This is a genomic window from Pseudomonas sp. FG98 (genome assembly GCF_057808595.1).
Window position 1 is genome coordinate 1 of record NZ_JBMDIJ010000038.1, and the last position, 19920, is coordinate 19920.

At 67.1% G+C, this 19920-nt stretch carries 19 protein-coding genes; 12 read left to right on the forward strand and 7 right to left on the reverse strand.

All coding sequences use genetic code 11. From position 1 onward, the window contains the following. Positions 1-78 precede the first annotated feature (78 nt). Positions 79-2856, forward strand: a complete 2778-nt coding sequence (locus tag ACODSK_RS20180) for a hybrid sensor histidine kinase/response regulator (RefSeq protein WP_489018581.1) — start codon at positions 79-81, stop codon at positions 2854-2856. A gap of 39 nt (positions 2857-2895) precedes the next feature. Continuing rightward, positions 2896-3492: a MarC family protein gene (locus tag ACODSK_RS20185; RefSeq protein WP_489018583.1), complete on the forward strand. Its 597-nt coding sequence runs from the start codon at positions 2896-2898 to the stop codon at positions 3490-3492. Here the strand turns inward: ACODSK_RS20185 and ACODSK_RS20190 are convergent, their stop codons facing one another. From ACODSK_RS20190 to cobG, 7 genes are all read right to left on the reverse strand, one after another. Continuing rightward, positions 3493-4113 carry a hypothetical protein gene (locus tag ACODSK_RS20190; protein ID WP_489018585.1) on the reverse strand — a complete coding sequence of 207 codons (621 nt, stop codon included), beginning with the start codon at positions 4111-4113 and terminating at the stop codon, positions 3493-3495. 14 nt (positions 4114-4127) lie between these two features. After that, positions 4128-4781 carry a hypothetical protein gene (locus ACODSK_RS20195; RefSeq protein WP_489018586.1) on the reverse strand — a complete coding sequence of 218 codons (654 nt, stop codon included), beginning with the start codon at positions 4779-4781 and terminating at the stop codon, positions 4128-4130. Between the two features lie 42 nt (positions 4782-4823). Then, positions 4824-5519 carry a hypothetical protein gene (locus tag ACODSK_RS20200; protein ID WP_489018588.1) on the reverse strand — a complete coding sequence of 232 codons (696 nt, stop codon included), beginning with the start codon at positions 5517-5519 and terminating at the stop codon, positions 4824-4826. Positions 5520-5609: 90 nt separating this feature from the next. After that, entirely contained in the window at positions 5610-7307 is a 1698-nt protein-coding gene (gene cobJ, locus ACODSK_RS20205) for a precorrin-3B C(17)-methyltransferase (protein ID WP_489018590.1), read from the reverse strand. Then, on the reverse strand, positions 7307-8041 hold the full coding sequence (locus tag ACODSK_RS20210; RefSeq protein ID WP_489018591.1) for a precorrin-2 C(20)-methyltransferase: 735 nt from the start codon (positions 8039-8041) through the stop codon (positions 7307-7309). The genes cobJ and ACODSK_RS20210 overlap by 1 nt, the downstream gene beginning before the upstream one ends. Further along, a complete protein-coding gene (locus ACODSK_RS20215; RefSeq protein WP_489018593.1) occupies positions 8038-8664 on the reverse strand; it encodes a precorrin-8X methylmutase in 627 nt (208 codons plus the stop codon). Before ACODSK_RS20215 ends, ACODSK_RS20210 begins: the two co-directional genes overlap by 4 nt. Further along, the gene (gene cobG, locus ACODSK_RS20220; RefSeq protein ID WP_489018595.1) at positions 8657-9985 is read right to left on the reverse strand and encodes a precorrin-3B synthase; all 1329 of its coding nucleotides are present in this window, start codon (positions 9983-9985) and stop codon (positions 8657-8659) included. The genes ACODSK_RS20215 and cobG overlap by 8 nt, the downstream gene beginning before the upstream one ends. A 117-nt stretch (positions 9986-10102) precedes the next feature. Between cobG and cbiE the strand changes: the two genes are divergently transcribed. The 10 genes from cbiE (at position 10103) to ACODSK_RS20270 (ending at position 19661) form a co-directional block, all read left to right on the forward strand. After that, positions 10103-11308 carry a precorrin-6y C5,15-methyltransferase (decarboxylating) subunit CbiE gene (gene cbiE, locus ACODSK_RS20225; protein WP_489018597.1) on the forward strand — a complete coding sequence of 402 codons (1206 nt, stop codon included), beginning with the start codon at positions 10103-10105 and terminating at the stop codon, positions 11306-11308. Beyond that, positions 11301-12395, forward strand: coding sequence for a cobalt-precorrin-5B (C(1))-methyltransferase (locus ACODSK_RS20230; RefSeq protein WP_489018598.1), 1095 nt, complete (start codon positions 11301-11303; stop codon positions 12393-12395). The genes cbiE and ACODSK_RS20230 overlap by 8 nt, the downstream gene beginning before the upstream one ends. Next, on the forward strand, positions 12392-13123 hold the full coding sequence (locus tag ACODSK_RS20235; RefSeq protein ID WP_489018600.1) for a cobalt-precorrin-6A reductase: 732 nt from the start codon (positions 12392-12394) through the stop codon (positions 13121-13123). Before ACODSK_RS20230 ends, ACODSK_RS20235 begins: the two co-directional genes overlap by 4 nt. A 75-nt stretch (positions 13124-13198) precedes the next feature. Continuing rightward, the gene (locus ACODSK_RS20240) at positions 13199-13636 is read left to right on the forward strand and encodes an NfeD family protein (RefSeq protein WP_489018601.1); all 438 of its coding nucleotides are present in this window, start codon (positions 13199-13201) and stop codon (positions 13634-13636) included. A 39-nt stretch (positions 13637-13675) separates the two neighbouring features. Next, positions 13676-14530 carry an SPFH domain-containing protein gene (locus tag ACODSK_RS20245; protein ID WP_489018603.1) on the forward strand — a complete coding sequence of 285 codons (855 nt, stop codon included), beginning with the start codon at positions 13676-13678 and terminating at the stop codon, positions 14528-14530. A 200-nt stretch (positions 14531-14730) separates the two neighbouring features. Then, complete coding sequence (locus tag ACODSK_RS20250; protein WP_489018605.1) at positions 14731-15117, forward strand: DUF2946 domain-containing protein; 387 nt, start codon at positions 14731-14733, stop codon at positions 15115-15117. Positions 15118-15166: 49 nt separating this feature from the next. After that, complete coding sequence (locus ACODSK_RS20255) at positions 15167-15640, forward strand: copper chaperone PCu(A)C (protein ID WP_489018606.1); 474 nt, start codon at positions 15167-15169, stop codon at positions 15638-15640. Positions 15641-15659: 19 nt separating this feature from the next. Continuing rightward, the gene (locus ACODSK_RS20260; RefSeq protein WP_489018608.1) at positions 15660-16085 is read left to right on the forward strand and encodes a DUF2946 domain-containing protein; all 426 of its coding nucleotides are present in this window, start codon (positions 15660-15662) and stop codon (positions 16083-16085) included. A gap of 80 nt (positions 16086-16165) precedes the next feature. Then, a complete protein-coding gene (locus ACODSK_RS20265) occupies positions 16166-18244 on the forward strand; it encodes a TonB-dependent copper receptor (RefSeq protein ID WP_489018610.1) in 2079 nt (692 codons plus the stop codon). A 49-nt stretch (positions 18245-18293) separates the two neighbouring features. After that, positions 18294-19661, forward strand: a complete 1368-nt coding sequence (locus tag ACODSK_RS20270; protein ID WP_489018611.1) for a PepSY-associated TM helix domain-containing protein — start codon at positions 18294-18296, stop codon at positions 19659-19661. The last annotated feature ends 259 nt before the right edge of the window (positions 19662-19920 follow it).

The following is a 19920-nucleotide window of genomic DNA, read 5'->3' on the forward strand; positions in this document are numbered from 1 at the left end:
CCCCGAGAGGGGCCTTGTCGACTGGCCGCAAGCCGCGCATAGTTGGGCACCGGCATCACGCTAGGGAAGGGATATTTCGTGCGTTGGCTCAGGACCGCCATTGGAATCATCGTCAGCTTGCTGACCCTGCTCTGCCTGCCACCGGCCTCGGCCGATTCCGGCAGCGGCTGGGCCGTTCTTCTCGATACCCAGGGCAACCTGCAACTCGGCGATATCCGCTCCGAACGCTACCGCAATCAATTCAGCCCCATCGAACTCAACCAGCTCAACGCGGCCGCGCCCGACCAGGCCCTGTGGCTGCACCTGCGCCTGCCCCCAGACCAGCAGGAACAGGTGATCCGCGTCTTCGCACCGGATCTTTCACGCCTGGATCTCTACGTCCTCAATGGCAACAACCTGCTGCAACAGAGCCATAACGGCCGACGCAGCGACAACGGCCTGCTGACCCTGAACAGCAGCGACCGTCTGCTCTCACTCCCTGCCAGCCCCGTCGCGCTGGACGTCTACCTGCGACTGGTCTCCGAACACCAACTGCGCCCCGGCATCAGCCTGCTCCCCGCCGTCGAAGCCGCCGCCGACCAGCGCCGTCCGCTGCTGTTCGGCCTGTTGATCGGCTGCCTGGCCATGCTGGTCCTGCACAACCTGACCCGCTTCGCCTATTCCCGCTCGGCCACCAGCCTGTGGCTGGCCGGCTACCACGTGCTGATGCTGCTCAGCGCCCTGATCCTGCTCAACCTCAGCGGCCCGTGGAACCTCTGGCACAGCGCCCAGACCCCGGCGGCCTACCTCACGGTGATGCTCGCCACCCTCTGCGGCCTGGCCTTCACCCAGCGCTTCTTCGCGCCGCTGGGGCCGTCGCCGGTCAACCGCCTGCTCCACGGCCAGATGCTCCTGGTGGTGTTCTGCGGCCTGTTGCTGCTGTTCGTCGACACCCTGCCGCTGAACCTGATGACCTACGCCCTGGTCGCCCTCGGCTGCGTGACCATGCTGGTGATTGCCTCCTGGCATTGGTACAAGGGCTTCGCTCCGGCGCGGCTGTTCGCCCTGGCCATGCTGATCTTCAACCTCGGCTGCCTGGTGGTGCTGCCGGCCCTGCTCGGCCTGACCCGCACCCCGACCCAATGGCTGCTGTTCATCCTGCTCGGGCTCAACGTGATCAGCGGCCTGCTGCTCAACCTCTCGGTCAGCGAGCGCCTGCGCAGCATCAACGAAGAACGGGTCAGCGCCAGCCGCGAACAGGCGGCGAGCAACGCCGAGATCAACGCCAAGGCCGAGTTCCTGGCGAAGATCAGCCACGAGATCCGCACTCCGATGAACGGCGTGCTGGGCATGACCGAACTGCTCCTCGGCACGCCGCTGTCGGTCAAGCAGCGCGACTACGTGCAGACCATCCACAGCGCCGGCAACGAGCTGCTGACCCTGATCAACGAGATCCTCGACATCTCCAAGCTGGAGTCCGGGCAGATCGAGCTGGACGACGTGCAGTTCGACCTCAACGCGCTGATCGAGGACTGCCTGGGGATCTTCCGGGCCAAGGCCGAGCAGCAGAACATCGAGCTGATCAGCTTTACCCAGCCCCAGGTGCCGCGGGTGATCAGCGGCGACCCGACCCGCCTGCGCCAGGCCATGCTCAGCCTGCTCGACAATGCCCTGAAAAAGACCGACCACGGCGAGATCCTCCTGGTGGTGGCCCTCGACCAGCGCGGCGACAGCCCGCGCCTGCGCATCGCCGTGCAGGACAGCGGCGAAGCCATGCAGGCCGCCGAGCGCGATGCCCTGTTGCAGGCCGAATTGCACAGCAAGCACTTCCTCTCCAGCAACAAGCTGGGCGGGCATCTCGGCCTGGTCATCGCCAAGCAGTTGATCAACCTGATGCAGGGCGAGTTCGGCATCAAGACCAGCCACAACCAGGGCAACACCCTGTGGCTGACCCTGCCCCTCGATGCCCAGCGCCTGGAGCAGCCGGCCACCGACCTCGACGCTTCGCTGCGCGGCGCACGGGTGCTGGTGGTGGACGACAACGACACCTGCCGCAAGGTGCTGGTCCAGCAATGCGGTGCCTGGGGCATGAACGTCAGCGCCGTGCCTTCGGGCAAGGAAGCCCTGGCCCTGCTGCGCACCAAGGCGCACCTGCGCGACTACTTCGATGCGGTCCTGCTGGACCAGAACATGCCGGGCATGACCGGTATGCAGCTGGCGGCGAAGATCAAGGAAGACCCGAGCCTCAACCACGACATCCTGCTGGTGATGCTCACCGGCATCAGCAACGCGCCGAGCAAGATCATCGCGCGCAATGCCGGGGTCAAGCGCATCCTCGCCAAGCCGGTGGCCGGCTACACGCTGAAGACCACCCTGGCCGAGGAACTGGCCCAGCGCAGCAAGGCCCCGCCGCCAAGCCTGGCACCACCGCCAAGGGCGGTGCCGATCGAACTGCCGGCCGACTTCCGCATCCTCGTCGCCGAAGACAACAGCATCTCGACCAAGGTCATCCGCGGCATGCTCGGCAAGCTGAGCATCGAACCGGATACCGCCAGCAACGGCGAAGAAGCACTCAAGGCGATGAAAGCCCAGCAATACGACCTGGTGCTGATGGACTGCGAGATGCCGATCCTCGACGGCTTCTCGGCAACCCAGCAACTGCGAGCCTGGGAGGCCGCGACCGGGCGCCCGCATACCCCGGTGGTGGCCTTGACCGCGCATATCCTCGCCGAACACAAGGAACGTGCGCGCCAGGCCGGCATGGACGGGCACATGTCCAAACCGGTGGAACTGTCGCAACTGCGCGAGCAGGTCGAGTATTGGGTAGCGCGTCGCGAACAGTCGCGGCCTTCCGCCGATGCACCGCTGCCACACTGATACACTTGCCCGGCCCCTGCCCTTTCGCGAGCCCAGACCATGCTCCATGAGTTGTTCAGCGTTTACCTGAAGATGCTCGTGCTCTACAGCCCGTTCTTCGTATTGTCCTGCTTCATCAGCCTGACCCGCGGCTACTCCAGCAAGGAACGCAAGCACCTGGCCTGGAAGGTGGCGATGGGCGTACTGGTGGCCAGCGTCCTGCTGTATCTGTTCGGGCGGGTGATTTTCGGGGTCTTCGGCATCACCCCGGACGCCTTCCGCATCGGCGCCGGCAGCGTGCTGTTCATCTCGGCACTGGGCATGGCCCAGGGCAAGTCGGCGGTGCAGACCGACAACGTGCAGCAGGACGTGACCATCGTCCCGCTGACCATCCCCCTCACCGTCGGCCCCGGGACCATCGGTGCCCTGCTGGTGATGGGGGTCAGCCAGCCGCACTGGGACGACAAGCTGCTGGCGATCGTCAGCATCGCCCTGGCCAGCGTCACCGTCGGCCTGGTGCTCTACCTCTCCAACCGTATCGAGCGGATCCTCGGCGATCAGGGGCTGCAGATCGTCAGCCGCCTGATGGGCCTGTTCGTCTGCGCCCTTGCAGCGCAGATCATCTTTACCGGGATCAAGGGCTACCTGGTGCCCTGATCACAGCTCGTAGAGTTCCTCCTCCAATGTCTTGAGCAAGCGCTGGCGGACCTTGTCGCCGAACTGCTGCTCGAACAGCCGGGCGTTGAAACGCACCAGCTCGGCGCGCACCCGGAGGCTGGTGCGCTCGCGATACAGGAAGCCGTTGGAGCGTTCCTCGCGCTCGAGGGTCTCGTGATACAGCACCATGTCCAGGTATCCGGGGCGTGTCACCCGGCACGGCAGCAGCTGGAACGAAGTGGAGGCCAACGAGCGTTGCTCGAAATGAAGTAGCGCCGGCTGCATCACACCAAGGGTATCGAGGGACCAGCGCGTGACCTCGGCATACTCGTCGCCGGCGGCAGCGCCGATCCGCGCAAGCATGGTCTCGTGTGCCGAACGCCGCTCCAGGTCGGGATCGAAATGCTCCCGGGGAGACGTCGCGTCCCAGCCGAGAAATTTGAGTTGCTGGCGGTAGTAGTCGTAGCCATCGCTGACCTGGCCACTTTCGACCACGTCCCGGGTAGCGCGCTGGGCGAACAGCATGGCGGTCTGCGCCCGCTCGCGCATGTCCTTGTCGACCCCCGGGAAGAAGGACATCAGGGCATTGCCGACCACGGTTGCCCGAAGTTGTTCTGTCATAGGATTGGGTTTCCTCAATGAAGGGTTCGGCTGAGGCCATTGCCACCCAGCAGGCGGGTGAAGCCGTCGCGGGCGCTGTCCTGCAGCTCCGGCGCCGGCTCGGCCATCAGGCTCTGGAAATACAGGTCGCCACGCAGGGTCGGACCGGCCAGGGGCGCCTTCAGCCAGTCCGGGCCAAGCCTGGCGCTGGTCTCCAGGGCGATGCTGCACAGACTGAGCTGCAAGCCGGGACGCAATACCCCCAGTTCCAGCGAAATCCGCGTGCTGTCGTCGCCCACCTGCAGGGCATTGCCCGACAACTGGGCGAGCCCCGGCTGGTCGAGCGCCAGCGAGTCGACGCATGACGCCAGCACCTCGGCCAAGTCGCCGTGCTGGCTACCCAGCCACAACAACAGCGGCTGGGTTGGCGACAGCAAGGTCCGGCCCGCTGCGGTTTCCACCCCCTGGCAACTGTGCGTCACGCGCCAGCCGCGCCGCCCCAAGGCATTGCGGTAGGCACGGTACCAGCGCCGATGCTGGTCGAAGCGCGAAGCCATCACGCCATCGGCAAAGCGCTGCGCGTCACGCAGCGAACCCAGCGCATGACACCGCTCCAGCTCGCTGACATGGGGGGTAATCAGTACCAGGCTGCCCCCGGTGATCCATATCGTGTAGCCATCGACATCCATGTCCATTCACTCCGAAAAACGCCAGGGGCAAGCCGGCCAGCATCAGATCTGGTAATCCATGATCCGCGATACCGCCCGATCCCCCAGGCGCTGTTCGACCAGATCCCGCGCTTTCGCATAGATCTGGGTGTTGAACGACAAGGCCGCCGTGCTGCGGAAAGTCGCCGAGGTATTGCTGTCCCAATCGAACAGCACGGTGTCGAGGTCCTCCTTGCGCACGGTGCGCTGCAGTGCGCCCAGTGCCATGACCACCTCGCCGTCCTTGGTCTCGATGCACGAGGCCACGCCGACCAGGACATTGGATTGGCGATACAGGCTGCGCTTGAACAGGGTCAGGGCTTCGCCGTTGTTGTTCAGGCCCTCGATGGCCTTTTCCGCGAACAGTCCCAGGGCCTGGACCACCGGTGCGCCGTTGAGCAGGCTGGAGGCCGCCACTTCCACGGCCTTGACCGCGAGATTGGAGAGCTTGAGGGATTGCGCGGTATCGCTGGCTTTCTCGTGGGTTCGCTGGGCCACGGCCCAACCGCAGTCGGTCATGGCTTCAAGGAAGTAGTCGAACCAGGCTTCACTCAGGGTGAGCTGGCCATGCCGTTTGTTGGCGACGAGGCTGGCGAACAGGTAGCTGTTCTTCACGTCCTGGCGGTTCTGCGCGGTCATGCCGGCACCGAAGGCCAGCAGCGAGCTTTCCACCACGGCGGCAGAACTGAGGGTAAGGGGGTCGTTGTTGTCGTTGGTCATTGCGGAGTCCTTCTTGGCTGTTCCCTCCAGATGGAGGGAAGGCCAAGGTACGCCGCAACGATCAGGGGGTCAGGAACGAAGCCTTTCCCCTCAGGACTGGGGATACCAGCGCGGGGTGTAGACCCATTCACCGCCCTCGGCACGAGGGAAGGTGCGGGTGGTGGAAGAACCAACCAGGACCATGGTGCGCATATCGACCATCTCCGGCAGCAGCTCGCCCAGGCTCACCACCTTCAGCGATTGTCCGGGGCGGGCGATATCGCGCCCCAGCACCACCGGCGTGGCTGGATCACGATGGCGGCGAACGATATCCAGCGCCTGCCCCAGTTGCCATGGGCGCGAGCGCGAGATCGGGTTGTAGAAGGCCAGGGCCAGGTCGGCCTGGGCGGCCAGGTCGAGGCGCTTCTCGATGATCGACCAGGGCTTGAGGTTGTCCGACAGCGAGATCACGCAGAAGTCGTGACCCAGCGGCGCACCGGCCTGGGCCGCAGTGGCCAGGGACGCGGAAATGCCCGGCAGCATCTCCAGCTCGACCCGGTGCCAGGCCGGATCATCCGAGGCCTCCAGCGCTTCCAGCACCGCCGCCGCCATGGCGAACACCCCCGGATCGCCGGACGACACCACGATCACCGAGCGCCCCTGGGCCGCCAGTTCGAAGGCATGGCGGGCGCGCTGCAGCTCTTCGCGGTTGTCGGTGCAATGCAGCACCTGGTCGGCGCGGAACGGCCCGGCCATGCGCACGTAGGTTTCGTAGCCCAGCACATCGTTGGCCCGGGCCAGCTCGGCCTTGACCGCTGGCGCCATCAGTTCGGCGGCGCCCGGACCGAGGCCGATCACCGCGACCCGGCCACGGGCACGGCCAATGCGTTGCGGATCGATGGGCTCGGCAGCCACGGCGATCGCCAGGCCCTCGCCCACGGCCTGCGGTGCGAGCAACTGCGGCAGCGCCCGGGCGGCCAGCTCGCTGACCGACGCCTGCGCCGCAGCAAAACGCAGCGGCACACCCAGCTCAGCCGCCGCCGCATGCAACGACGGGGCGGCCATCTCCTCTTCGCTGGCGAGCAGGCAGGCCAGGGAGGCTTCGGCGATCTTCGCCTGATGCAACGCAGCACGCACCGACGCCGCCAGTTCCGGCACGCCCGCCGACACCGCCACCAGCACGCAGCGCGGATGAATCAGCAACTCATTGGCCGCCGCCTCGCGCTCGCTGCATCCGACACGGATGGTCAGTTGCGCGGCATCGCTCTGCGGCAGGCGGGCCTCGTCCAGCCACGGCGCGGCACCTTCGATACGCACGCTTTCACCGGCCAGCAGGTCGGAGACGAAGCGCTTGCCCAGCTCCAGGTCGGCCAGCGCGTAACCACTGGGCGGATTGAGCAGGCAGGTGCCGAAACGCAACTCGCCGCTGGTGGTGATCGCTGCGGCGACACCCAGCCCGGCGGCGATTTCCCGGGCCATCACGTTCACCCCGCCCAAGCCGCCAAGCAGCGGCACTACCGCGCTGCCATCCTCGGCCACCGCCAGTACCGGCGGCTCGGCGCCCTTTTCCAGCAACACGCTGGCCAGGCTGCGGATGACGATGCCGGCGGCGCACAGGGCGATGATCGGCGTGTCCTGCTGATAGAGCTGGCGCAGGGTGGCGCCGAACTCCTGGTAACTGCGGTCGACCTCCTCGACCCGGCCGGCCAGGCCGTGGATCAGGGCGTCAGGATAGAAACGCTGGATCTTCCTGGCGGTCTCCAGGCTGCCCTTGCCGAGCACGACAATGGCGGGTGCGCGTCGGGTCATCAGCCTTGCCACCTTTCGCCGGGAACGATGATCAGCGAGAAGTACGGCGACGACTGCGGATCGACTTCATCCAGCGCGACGATCTTCTGGTTGGCCATGGTCGCCCGCTCGACATACAGCGCGCGGCCGTCCAGGCCCAGTTCGGCGAGGACCTCGCGGACCTTGGGGAAATTGCGCCCGAGCTTCATGATCACCGCCGCGTCGGCATCGGCCAGGCGGCGCTTGAGTTCGTCATGGGGCAGCACGCCGGAAAGCACCGACAGGCTCTGGTTGCGGTACACCAGCGGCGCGCCGAGCACCGAGGCGCCACCGAGCATCGAGCACACCCCCGGAATCACCTGGGCCTCGTAGCGCTCGGCCAGGCGGTCGTGCAGGTACATGTAGGAGCCGTAGAAGAACGGATCGCCTTCGCAGATCACCGCCACATCGCGCCCGGCGTCCAGGTGCTCGGCCACGGTGACGCTGGCTTCGTCGTAGAAATCGCTGATCACCTGCTCGTAGGACAGCGGCGCCGGCAGGGCCTCGGTGGTCACCGGGTAGACCAGCGGCAGCAGGGTCTGCTCGCTTTGCAGGTACTGCTCGATGATGCCGAAGGCGTTGCCGCGCTTGCCCTTGGCGACGAAGTACGCCACCACCGGCGCTTCGCGCAGCAGGCGCAGGGCCTTGAGGGTGATCAGTTCGGGGTCGCCGGGGCCGACGCCCAGGCCAAGCAAACGTCCACGAGCCTGCATCATTCGACCTCCGTGGCCAAGGCGTTCACCGCAGCGGCGGCCATCGCGCTACCGCCCAGGCGGCCCTCGACGATCACGAATGGCACGCCACGGCTGTCTGCCGCGAGCATCGCCTTGGATTCGGCGGCGCCAACGAAGCCCACCGGGAAACCGAGGATCAGCGCCGGCTTCGGCGCGCCGGCATCGATCATTTCCAGCAGGTAGAACAGCGCGGTCGGGGCGTTGCCAATCACCACCACGCTGCCCTCCAGATGCGGTCGCCACAGCTCAAGGGCCACGGCGGAACGGGTGTTGCCCAGCTCCTTGGCCAGCTCCGGCACGCTGTCGTCGCGCAGGGTGCAGATCACCGGGTTGTTGGCCGGCAGGCGAGCGCGGGTGATGCCTTCGGCGACCATCCGCGCATCGCAGAGAATCGGCGCGCCGGCGGCCAGGGCCTCGCGCCCGGCCTTGCCGGCGCCTTCGGAAAAGCGCAGCGAGTCCACCACCTCGACCATGCCGCAGGCATGGATCACCCGCACCGCGAGCTTTTCCAGGTCGGCCGGAATCCGCTCCAGGCGGGCCTCCCGGCGAATGATGGCGAAGGAGTTGCGATAGATCTCCTGGCCGTCGCGGATGTAATCAATCATCGAGGGTTGCTCCGTGGCGGGCGTCCAGGGTGGCGCCCGCTTCTTCCAATGTCAGGTTGCGCCCGGCGAGAGCGCCGGGGCCCGGCTGGGCCGGGTCGTGAAAATACAGGTCATAGCGTCCGGGGCCGACCGCCAGCAGGGTGCTCGGCGCGGTATGGGCCATGGCGCAGGAGCGCGTGCAGCCGCTCAGGTGGATGCCGGCCACCGCTACCGGACGACGCAGACCCCGGGCCAGTTGCACGGCATCGGCCTTGGTGTCGGCCTGGGCCTTGGCACAGCCGGCAGAACCGGTGCAGGCAACGACTCCGGCCAACGGCGCGGCAGGGTCGGTGATCAGCCCGAGACAGGCCAGCCCGGCCAGCACCCGCTCGCCCTGGGCGGTCGCCACATTGGGCAGCAGCACGCTTTGCCAGGGGGTCATGCGCAGGCTGCCGTCGCCCAGCTCACGGGCCAGGGCGGCGATGCCACGCAGTTGCCGGGCATCCAGGCGGCCCAGCGGGGCCATGGCACCGATGGCAACGCGGCCAGCCTGTTGCTGGGGATAGACACCCAGGTGCCGGGCGAGGTCACGTCCGTGGCGGCGCCAACCAGTGACGGCGGCATCGCGACGCAGGGACAGCGGCAGCCCGGCGAGGAACTCTTGCGTGCCAACCGCCGCCAGCAACTGGCGCATGCGTGATTGCCCGGCATCGGCCAGGTCGAGGAAGCGCTCCAGCACCGCCCGCACCAGGGTCAGGCCATCCGCCAGCGGCACGGCGGCCAGCGGCGCATCCTGGCCGGGGCAGCCGGCCAGACCGAAGGCCAGCCACAGTTGCTCGTCCAGCTTCAGGGGGGACAGCCACAGGTCATGGGGATGCCAGAGCATGGCCAGGTCTTCGCCGCCGTCGAGCTGTATGGCGAACTTGGCCGACAGCTCATGGAAACGCGGGGTGGTTTGCAGCAGTTCGAGGATCCGTGCGCCCAGCGCCCGGGTGTCGAACAGCATGGCCGGATCGAAACCGGCAGCGGGGCTCAGCATCAGGTTGCGCACATCGTCACCCGCCGCCTCCCGTGGGCCGAGACCGGCGCCGAGCAGGCGGGCGACCAGGCCCTGGTGGTCCTCGCCCACTCCGCGGATCTGCAGGTTGCTGCGGTTGGTCACCTCGATCACGCCGCTGGCGAAGGTCTCGGCGGCAGCGGCCACGGCTTCGGCCTGGTCGGCTTCCAGATGCCCGGCATCGAGCTTGATCCGCGAGATGCCGCCGTCCAGCGCCTGGACGATGCGCCACAACCCCGGGCAGGCCGAGGGACGGAGGGCAGGAGCTGGCTGGGAGTGGTTCAAGACTGACCCCGTCAATCGTCAAAGGAGGCTGGTATCCGGAAGGCGCGGTATTATGCCTGCTTTGCCCGGCGGCGAGCCAAGCCTGCCGGTCGGATTGCCCCGGAAAAGAGGAACGGCATGGCGCCCTGGTTGACCATAGTAGGAATCGGCGAAGACGGCTTCAGCGGCCTCGGCAAGCAGGCCCGGCGGGCCTTGCTCGGGGCGGCGAAGGTGTTCGGCAGCCCGCGCCAGCTGGAACTGCTGCCGCACTGCCTGAAAGCCGAGCGCCTGGCCTGGCCCAGCCCGTTCTCCCTCGACCCGGTATTGAGCCTGCGCGGCGAGCCGGTGTGCGTCCTGGCCAGCGGCGATCCGATGTTCTACGGCGTCGGCGCCAGCCTGGCGCGGCAGTTGCCGGCCGATGAGCTTGAAGTGATTTCCGCCCCCTCGTCCTGCGCCCTTGCCGCCGCCCGCCTGGGCTGGCCGTTGCAGGACGTGGTGATCGTCTCGGTGGTGGCCCGTCCCCTCGCCCGCCTGAACGCCCACCTGTACAGCGGCCAGCGCCTGCTGGTGCTGTGCAATGACGGCAGCAGCCCCGCCGCCATCGCCGCGCAACTGTGCGAGCGCGGTTTCGGCCCGAGCCGACTGACCGTGCTGGAACACCTCGGTGGCCCCGCCGAACGCCAGGTGCAGGGCAGCGCCGATGACTGGCCGCATGCCGCAGTCGCCGACCTCAACCTGCTCGCCATCGAATGCCTGGCCGACGCCAGCGCGCCGCACCTGTCGCCACTGGCCGGGCTGCCGGACGATGCCTTCCGCCATGACGGCCAGATCACCAAGCGCGATGTCCGCGCCATCACCCTCGCCCGCCTCGCCCCGCGACCGGGCGAGCTGCTTTGGGATGTCGGTGCCGGCAGCGGCTCGATCGGTATCGAGTGGATGCGCGCCCACCCGGCCTGCCGCACCCTGGCGATCGAGGCCGACGAAGGTCGCCAGCAACTGATCGAACTCAATCGCGATGCCTTGGGCGTGCCCGGCCTGCAACTGATCCGCGGCCGTGCACCGGAAGCGCTGGCAGGGCTGGAGCGCCCGGATGCGATCTTCATCGGCGGCGGCGTCACCATCCCCGGCGTACTCGAGCATTGCTGGGAGCAACTGCGCCCCGGCGGACGCCTGGTGGCCAATGCCGTGACCCTGCAAAGCGAAGTGCGCCTGATGGACTGGCGCCAGCAGCATGGCGGCGAGCTGACCCGTATCCATGTCGCCCAGGCCCAGCCCCTGGGCACCTTCGACACCTGGCGCCAGGCCCTGCCGATCACCCTGCTCGAAGCCATCAAGCATGCGTGAGGAAAGCGCCGAGCAACCGGCCCCGCTGCGCAGCGGCCTGACCACCGGCAGTTGCGCCACCGCCACCAGCCTCGCCGCCGCGCGCCTGCTGCTGACCGGTCAGGCCGACGACGCGGTGCAGATCACCCTGCCCAAGGGCAAGCAGGTGCAGATGCGCCTGGAGTTCTGCCGCCTGCACGAGCAAGGCGCCGAAGCCGGCACTTTGAAGGACGCCGGCGACGATCCCGACGTGACCCACGGCGCCCTGCTCTACAGCCGCGTGCGCCTGCTGGAGCAACCCGGCGTGCGCTTCGTCGCCGGGCAAGGCGTCGGTACCGTGACCCGCCCCGGCCTGGTGCTGGCGGTGGGCGAACCGGCGATCAATCCGGTGCCGCGCAAGATGATGACCGAGCACCTGCAGCAGCTCGCCAGCGACTGCGGCTACGCCGGCGGATTCGAAGTCACGGTGAACGTGCAGGACGGCGAAAGCCTGGCGCTGAAGACCATGAATCCGCGCCTGGGCATTCTCGGCGGGCTGTCGATCCTCGGCACCAGCGGCATCGTCCGGCCGTTCTCCTGTTCGGCCTACATCGCCTCGATCCACCAGGGCATCGACGTGGCCAAGACCAACGGCTACGAACACATCGCCGCCTGTACCGGCAATGCCAGCGAAGACACCATGCGCCGGGTCTACAACTTGCCGGAAATCGCCCTGATCGAGATGGGCGACTTCGTCGGCGCGGTGCTCAAGCACCTGCGCAAGGTGCCGGTGGCGCGGCTGAGCCTGTGCGGCGGCTTCGGCAAGATCAGCAAGCTGGCCGCCGGGCATATGGACCTGCACAGCCGCCACTCCAGCATCGACCTGCCGCAACTGGCTGAATGGGCGGCGGCGGTTGGCGCCGATACGGACCTGCAAGCCGCCATCGTCCAGGCCAACACCAGCCAGCAGGCCCTGGCGCTGGCCCATGCCGCCGGGGTGCCGCTGGGCGATGCGGTATGCGCCCATGCCCTGGCCTTCGCCCGTAGCGTGGTGCCGGCCCAGGTGCAGGTGGAGGTGTTCGCCATCGACCGCCAGGGCGGCATCGTCGGCAAGGCAGGCGTGCAATGAGCCGGCGCATCCTGTTGCTCGGCGGGGTTGCCGAGGCGCTGCGCATTGCCCGGCGCCTCGGGCCGCAACATGTCTACAGCCTCGCCGGGATCGGCCGGGTAACCGACGACCTGGCCTGTCAGGTGCGGGTCGGTGGTTTTGGTGGTGCCGAAGGGCTGGCCGACTACCTGCGCAGCGAAGGCATCGACCTGCTGGTCGACGCCACCCATCCCTATGCCGCACAAATCAGCAGCAATGCCGCCAGGGCCAGCGCCTTGGCCGGGATTCCCTGTTGGGCCCTGCGCCGCCCGGCCTGGACCGCACAACCCGGCGACGACTGGCGTGAAGTCGCTGGCTGGAGCCAGCTGATCCAGGCCTTGGCCCCCTTCCGCCGCCCACTGTTCACCCTTGGCCGCGAGCCGCTGCAACACCTCGACGAGATTCCAGCGGAGCAGTTCTGGACCCTGCGCGCCCTCGACGCCTGTCCGGGCAACCAGCGCTGCGAGGTGATCGGCGCACGCGGGCCCTTCCTGCTGGAGGACGAACGAACGCTGTTCGAACGCCGCAAGATCGACGTGCTGATCAGCAAGAACAGCGGCAGCGGCGCCACCGAGCCGAAACTCCAGGTAGCCCGCGAACGCGGCATTCCCGTGCTGATCCTGGCCCGCCCGCCCCTGCCCGAGGTCGACCGGCACTTCGCCGACCCGGCCAGCCTGCTCGACGCCCTGGCCGCCGAACACTTGCTGTAACGGCCCCGGGTATTGCCAATACCCGGGCAAGCGTTTCCAATGCGGCATCCCCCTCACAACGCAAGGCTGCGGACTATGGAACTGCAATGGTGGATCTGGCTGGTGCTGGGCTTCGGCCTGATCCTGCTGGAACTGGTGCTGCCGACTTTCTTCATCATCTGGTTCGGTATCGGCGCGGTGGCCGTCGGGGTGATCGCCGGGCTGGTGCCAGGGCTGTCCCTGGCCAGCGAGCTGGTGATCTGGGTGGTGCTCTCGTCGCTGACCGTGGCCCTGTGGTTCAAGGTATTCAAACCGCGCCAGGCGGACCGCCGCTGGACCGCCGACGAAGTGATCGGCGAAGTCGGCCTGCTGACCACTGCGGTGTCCGAGTTCAACAAAGGCCGTGTGCGCTTCCAGAAACCGATCCTCGGCAACGAGGAATGGGTATGCATCGCCAGCACCGACATCGCCGCCGGCGAGCGGGTGCGCATCATTGCCATCGAAGGCAACACCGTGCGGGTCGCCAAGGCCTGACCCCGGGCCTGGCACATCATCAAAGGAGAGAACAGCGACATGACCAGTCTGATCATTACCGCAACCATCGCCCTGTTCGTGCTTGTCACGGTATTCAAGGGCGTGCGCATCGTGCCCCAGGGCGAGGAATGGATCGTCGAGCGCCTCGGGCGCTACCACACCACCCTCAAGCCGGGCCTGAACATCCTGATCCCGTACATGGACGTGGTGGCCTACCGCTTGCCGACCAAGGACATCATCCTCGATGTGCAGCAGCAGGAAATCATCACCCGCGACAACGCGGTGATCGTCGCCAACGCCCTGTGCTTCGCCAAGGTAGTGGACCCGCAGAAAGCCTCCTACGGCGTCGAGAACTACACCTACGCGGTAACCAGCCTGACCATGACCGCACTGCGTGCCATCGTCGGCGCCATGGACCTCGACGAAGCGCTGTCCAGCCGCGAGCAGATCAAGGCCCGGCTGCGTGAAGCCATGTCGGAGCAGACCGAGGACTGGGGCATCACCGTGCGTTCGGTGGAGATCCAGGACATCAAGCCTTCGCCGAACATGCAGGCGGCGATGGAGCGCCAGGCCGCTGCCGAGCGTGAGCGCAAGGCCGACGTGACCCGCGCCGAAGGTGCCAAGCAGGCGGCGATCCTCGAAGCCCAGGCCCGCCAGGAATCGGCCAAGCTCGACGCCGCCGCCCAGGTCAACCTGGCGGAAGCCTCGGCCCAGGCCATCACCCTGGTCAAGAATGCCGTGGGCAACGACGTCACCCCGGCCATGTACCTGCTGGGCGAGCGCTATATCGGCGCCATGGAAAACCTCGCCGCCAGCGACAACGCCAAGATGGTGGTGCTGCCAGCGGATCTGCAGGAGGCTGTGCGCGGGATGCTCGGCCGGGCCAAGTCTTAAAGGCTGAGGGCCCTATCGCCGGCAACGCCGGCTCCCACAGGACTCTGCGGTGCACGCGTAACCTGTGGGAGCCGGCGTTGCCGGCGATGAGGCCCTAAAGATCACCCACCAGACTGCGACACTCCATCGCACCCCCGTTTTTTACTTCCCCGGGATCTTCTGGCTAAATAGCCACCATCCAAATCCCATCGGATCACCCCATGTCCGCTCACCGGCTCGCCTACGCCTGGATCGCCTGCTGCGCAGTGCTGTTCAACCTGCTGGCGATGCCGTTGTCCGCGTCCGCTGCCAGAGCCCCGGCCGAGCAACTGCTGTGGGGCGCCTTCTGCTCCACCGGCGGCACCAAGCTGATTGCCGTTTCCATCGGTCAGCTCGACCCCAGCCAGAGCAACGACGACCACGCCGCCATGCAGCACTGCTGGTGCTGCTCCGGTGCCGCACCGGCCCTGGCCCTGCCCGCCACGCCGCCACGCCTGGTCCTGCCGCAACAGGCCCTGGCCAGCACCCTCGACTCACCCCACCCGGTCCAGCCCACACCCCGCGAACGCTGGCCTTCGCTCAATCCCCGGGCTTCCCCTTCGGTCTGATTCACCTACGCTCCTATTGCGCACAATCTGAATCGACCGGAGATCCTTCATGTTCAAGAACGCCCTGTTGCTGGCCGCCCTGCTGCTGCCCGCCGGTTTTGCCAGCGCCCACGAATACAACGTCGGCAACCTGCATATCGCCCATCCCTGGTCGCTGGAGCTGCCACCGAACGCGCCGAATGTCGCGGCCTACTTCATCATCGACAACAAGGGCGCCGAGGCCGACCGCCTGCTCAGCGTCGAAACCCCGATCAGCGACCGCTCCGAGCTGCACGAACATGTGATGAACGGCGACGTCATGCGCATGCAGCAGGTAGCGAACGTGGCCGTGCCCGCCCATGGCCAGGTGACCTTCAGCCCCAGCGCCTACCACGTGATGATCATGCAGCCCAAGGACCGCAGCCTGCTGACCGACGGCAAGCGCTTCCCGCTGACCCTGCACTTCGAGAAAGCCGGCAACGTCACCGTGGAAGTCGCGGTGCAGAAGCAGCCACCGGAAGGAACCTCCGCCCACCAGCACTGATCGCTGAACGCTGCTCGCCATGAGCTTCGCCCGCACCGGACAGCACCGGCCACCGCGCCCTGACACCAGGAGCAAACGCGCTGGCTGGCTGAGCCTGTTCGCCATGCTGATGATCTTCATCGGACCGCTGGTTTCCCAGTCGATGCCGATGGAGCACGGCGCCTCCATGCCGATGGACATGGAAGCGGGCATGCACATGGACGGCGGCCATCACGGCGACAGCCACCACGGCGGCGATGCCTCGCTGCATGTGATGTGGGAGAAATGCGGCTATTGCAGCCTGTTCTTCCATTGCCCGGCCCTGCCCCAGCAGCTCAGCCTGCTCAACAGCGAAACCCTGGCCACCGCCACCCGCCTGGTCGTCCAGCCCCGCCATGGCCATCCGCGCCCGGCCTTCTTCCCCGGTGCCCGCAGCCGCGCCCCCCCTTCTCCATCGATCGCCTGACCACCTGACCAACGTGCTTCGCGGACGGCCCTGTGCCGTGCCCGCACGCACCTTCATGACCGATCGATGTTGGAAAACCTATGTCCAGCTCCACCCCTGTCTATCGTCTGTCCCTGCGCGGGACCATCGCACTGCTCTGCGGCAGCCTGCTGGCCCCGGCCGCCCTGGCCGCGGAAACCGGCCACGAAGGCCACGAGCACGAGCCGGCCGAGCTCAGCCCGACGGTGATCACCGCCGTGGCCCCCAGCTCGCCGCTGACCATCGTCACCAACCCCAAGGACCCGCGCCAGCCGGTGCCGGCCAGCGACGGTGCCGACTACCTGAAGACCATCCCCGGCTTCTCGGCGATCCGCTCCGGCGGCACCAACGGCGACCCGGTGCTGCGCGGCATGTTCGGCTCGCGCCTGAACATCCTCACCAACGGCGGCGTGATGCTCGGTGCCTGCCCGAACCGCATGGATGCACCGACCTCCTATATCTCCCCGGAAACCTACGACCGCCTCACCGTGATCAAGGGCCCGCAAACCGTGCAGTGGGGCCCGGGCGCGTCGGCCGGGACCATCCTCTTCGAACGCGAACCGGAGAAATTCGGCGAGCTGGGCACCCGGGTCAACGCCAGCCTGCTGGCCGGCTCCAACGGGCGCTTCGACAAGCTGCTCGATGCGGCGGCGGGCGGTGAGCAGGGCTACGTGCGCTTCGTCGGCAACCAGTCGCGCTCCGACGACTACAAGGACGGCCACGGCGATACCGTGCCGTCGAAGTGGGACAAGTGGAACGGCGATGTCGCCATCGGCTGGACCCCGGACAGCGACACCCTGCTGGAGCTCACTGCCGGCCGCGGCGACGGCGAGGCCCGCTACGCCGGGCGCGGCATGGACGGCTCGCAGTTCAAGCGCGAAAGCCTCGGCCTGCGCTTCGAGAAGTCCAATATCGGCGAGGTCTTCGACAAGCTCGAAGCCCAGGTCTACTACAACTACGCCGACCATGTGATGGACAACTACAGCCTGCGCACGCCGTCCGGCACCGGGATGATGGCCGGCCCCATGGCCAGCAACGTCGACCGCCGCACCCTGGGCGCACGGATCAAAGGCACCTGGCGCTGGGAAGACGTGACCCTGGTCAGCGGTATCGACGCGCAGAGCAACGAACACCGCCAGCGCACCGGCATGGGCGTCAACACCTACGGCAACCAGCCATGGAACAAGGACGCCGATTTCCACAACTACGGCGTGTTCGGCGAACTGACCTGGGAGCTGGCCAGCCAGGATCGGCTGATCGGCGGCGCCCGCCTGGACCGCGCCTCGGCCAGGGATTTCCGCCAGAACACCGGCTCCGGCATGATGGCGCGACCCAATCCCACCAGCGGCGACACCCGCGCGGACACCCTGCCCAGCGGCTTCCTGCGCTACGAGCACGACCTGGCCGACATCCCGGCCACCACCTACGTCGGCCTCGGCCATGCCCAGCGCTTCCCCGATTACTGGGAGCTGTTCTCGCCGACCTACGGCCCGGTGGGCTCGGTCAACGCCTTCGACGCGATCAAGCCGGAAAAGACCACCCAGCTCGACTTCGGCATCCAGTACAAGACCGCAACCCTGGAAGCCTGGGCCTCCGGCTATATCGGCCAGGTTCGCGACTACATCCTCTACGACTACACCGGAGGCACCAACGTCTCCCGCGCCGACAATATCGACGCGCGGATCATGGGCGGCGAGATGGGCGTGGCCTACCAGCTGACCTCCAACTGGAAGGCCGATGCCACCCTCGCCTACGCCTGGGGCAAGAACAGCAGCGACGGCTCGGCGCTACCGCAGATGCCGCCGCTGGAAAGCCGCCTGGGCCTGACCTACAGCGAGAGCGACTGGAGCGCCGGCGCCCTGTGGCGGCTGGTCTCGGCGCAGAACCGGGTGTCCGAGAACTACGGCAACATCGTCGGCAAGGACTTCGACAAGTCCGGCGGTTTCGGCGTGTTCTCGCTCAATGGCGCCTACCGCGTGAGCAAGAACCTCAAGCTCAGCGCCGGCGTCGACAACCTGTTCGACAAGGCCTACGCCGAACACCTGAACCTGGCGGGCAACGCCGGCTTCGGCTATTCCGGTACGGAAACGGTGAACGAGCCGGGGCGCACCTTCTGGACCAAGGTCGACCTGAGTTTCTGATCCAGCCCGGGCGCGGCCGCGTGCCGCGCCCTTCATTCGGGAGCGCTCCATGAGCAAGCCATCGTTTTCCTTCTACAACCTGGCGTGGCGCTGGCACTTCTATGCCGGACTGTTCGTCGCGCCGATCATGATCCTGCTGGCGATCACCGGGATCATCTACCTGTTCAAGCCGCAGCTGGATCCGCTGATGTACCGCTCGCTGATGGTGGTCGAGGCCGGGCATCACAAGCACCCGGCCGATCACCTGATGCACCTGGTGCAGGAAGCCTATCCGCAAGGCAAGGTCACCCAGTACCTGCCCGCCCCCGCCGCCGAGCGCAGCGCGCAGTTCGTGGTCAAGGACGCAGGGCAGGAACTCAACGTGTTCGTCGATCCCTACAGCGGCAAGGTGCTGGGTGCGCAGGACGCCAAGAGCAACCTGCAGGCCGTGGCCAGGGCGCTGCACGGCGAGCTGATGGTCGGCACGGTCGGCGACCGCATCGTCGAACTGGCTGCGGGCTGGGGCATTGTCCTGGTGGTGTCCGGCCTTTACCTATGGTGGCCGCGAGGCGGGCGTTTCGCCGGGGTGTTCTGGCCGCGCATGAATGCCCGCGGGCGCCTGCTGTGGCGCGACCTGCATGCCGTCAGCGGCTTCTGGGGTTCGCTGGTCCTGCTGCTGATGCTGCTCAGCGGCATGACCTGGACCGGTTTCTGGGGCAAGCAATACGCCGACCTGTGGAATCGCTTTCCGGCGGCCATGTGGAACGAAGTGCCGACCTCCGACCAGGAGGCCAGGACGCTGAATACCGCCGCACGGCAAACCGTGCCATGGGCGGTGGAAAACACACCGATGCCGGAGTCCAGTGGTGCCCATGCCGAGCACCAGGGCCATATGCACATGGACAGCGGCCCGGCGGCACCGGAAGTCAGCCTGCAACGGATCGAGGACATCGCCGGCGAACGTGGCGTCGAGCCCGGCTACAGCATCACCCTGCCGACCACCGGCAGCGGCGTGTTCACCATCGCCGTGTTCGCCGACGACCCGCGCAACGACGCCACCCTGCACATCGATCAATACACCGGCAAGGTGCTGGTGGACGTGCGCTGGCAGGACTACAGCACGGTAGCCCGGGCCACCGAGCTGGGGGTGATGCTGCATGAAGGCAAGATGTTCGGCTGGGTCAACCAGATGCTCATCCTGCTGATCTGCCTGATGGTGTTGCTCGGCTCGGTCAGCGGCCTGGTCATGTGGTGGAAACGCCGCCCCGAAGGCGGCCTCGGCGTCCCGCCACTGCGCCACGACCTGCCGCGCTGGAAGACCGCCACGGTGGTGATGCTGGTGCTGGGCGTGGCGTTCCCGCTGGTGGGGGTGTCGATGCTGGTGGTGTGGGGGCTGGATCGGGTGTTCGGCAAGCGCTTGCTGGTGGCTCGCGCCTGAAAAGGATTGATCATCGTCGGCAAGCCGACTCACACAGGGTTATGGGCCAGCCACAGTTCTGCGCTCTACGCGGCCCCTGTGGGAGCTGGCTTGCCAGCGATGACGCCGGTGAATTCAGCATCGTCATCGCTGGCAAGCCAGCTCCCACAAGGGCCGCGCTAGACCTTAACAGGCCGCCCGGTCCATGCTTCGTTACCGATGGGTGTATACCTGTTTTTAACGTTGTTAACCACCCAGGGTTAAAGTGCAAAAAACAGGT

What these genes read in the sequence shown, in the direction of transcription:
- ACODSK_RS20185 (WP_489018583.1), top strand. Translation starts at nt 2,896, where the DNA reads ATGCTCCATGAGTTGTTCAGCGTTTACCTGAAGATGCTCGTGCTCTAC.
- ACODSK_RS20190 (WP_489018585.1), bottom strand. Translation starts at nt 4,113, where the DNA reads ATGACAGAACAACTTCGGGCAACCGTGGTCGGCAATGCCCTGATGTCC.
- ACODSK_RS20195 (WP_489018586.1), bottom strand. Translation starts at nt 4,781, where the DNA reads ATGGATGTCGATGGCTACACGATATGGATCACCGGGGGCAGCCTGGTA.
- ACODSK_RS20200 (WP_489018588.1), bottom strand. Translation starts at nt 5,519, where the DNA reads ATGACCAACGACAACAACGACCCCCTTACCCTCAGTTCTGCCGCCGTG.
- cobJ (WP_489018590.1), bottom strand. Translation starts at nt 7,307, where the DNA reads ATGACCCGACGCGCACCCGCCATTGTCGTGCTCGGCAAGGGCAGCCTG.
- ACODSK_RS20210 (WP_489018591.1), bottom strand. Translation starts at nt 8,041, where the DNA reads ATGATGCAGGCTCGTGGACGTTTGCTTGGCCTGGGCGTCGGCCCCGGC.
- ACODSK_RS20215 (WP_489018593.1), bottom strand. Translation starts at nt 8,664, where the DNA reads ATGATTGATTACATCCGCGACGGCCAGGAGATCTATCGCAACTCCTTC.
- cbiE (WP_489018597.1), top strand. Translation starts at nt 10,103, where the DNA reads ATGGCGCCCTGGTTGACCATAGTAGGAATCGGCGAAGACGGCTTCAGC.
- ACODSK_RS20230 (WP_489018598.1), top strand. Translation starts at nt 11,301, where the DNA reads ATGCGTGAGGAAAGCGCCGAGCAACCGGCCCCGCTGCGCAGCGGCCTG.
- ACODSK_RS20235 (WP_489018600.1), top strand. Translation starts at nt 12,392, where the DNA reads ATGAGCCGGCGCATCCTGTTGCTCGGCGGGGTTGCCGAGGCGCTGCGC.
- ACODSK_RS20240 (WP_489018601.1), top strand. Translation starts at nt 13,199, where the DNA reads ATGGAACTGCAATGGTGGATCTGGCTGGTGCTGGGCTTCGGCCTGATC.
- ACODSK_RS20245 (WP_489018603.1), top strand. Translation starts at nt 13,676, where the DNA reads ATGACCAGTCTGATCATTACCGCAACCATCGCCCTGTTCGTGCTTGTC.
- ACODSK_RS20250 (WP_489018605.1), top strand. Translation starts at nt 14,731, where the DNA reads ATGTCCGCTCACCGGCTCGCCTACGCCTGGATCGCCTGCTGCGCAGTG.
- ACODSK_RS20255 (WP_489018606.1), top strand. Translation starts at nt 15,167, where the DNA reads ATGTTCAAGAACGCCCTGTTGCTGGCCGCCCTGCTGCTGCCCGCCGGT.
- ACODSK_RS20260 (WP_489018608.1), top strand. Translation starts at nt 15,660, where the DNA reads ATGAGCTTCGCCCGCACCGGACAGCACCGGCCACCGCGCCCTGACACC.
- ACODSK_RS20265 (WP_489018610.1), top strand. Translation starts at nt 16,166, where the DNA reads ATGTCCAGCTCCACCCCTGTCTATCGTCTGTCCCTGCGCGGGACCATC.
- ACODSK_RS20270 (WP_489018611.1), top strand. Translation starts at nt 18,294, where the DNA reads ATGAGCAAGCCATCGTTTTCCTTCTACAACCTGGCGTGGCGCTGGCAC.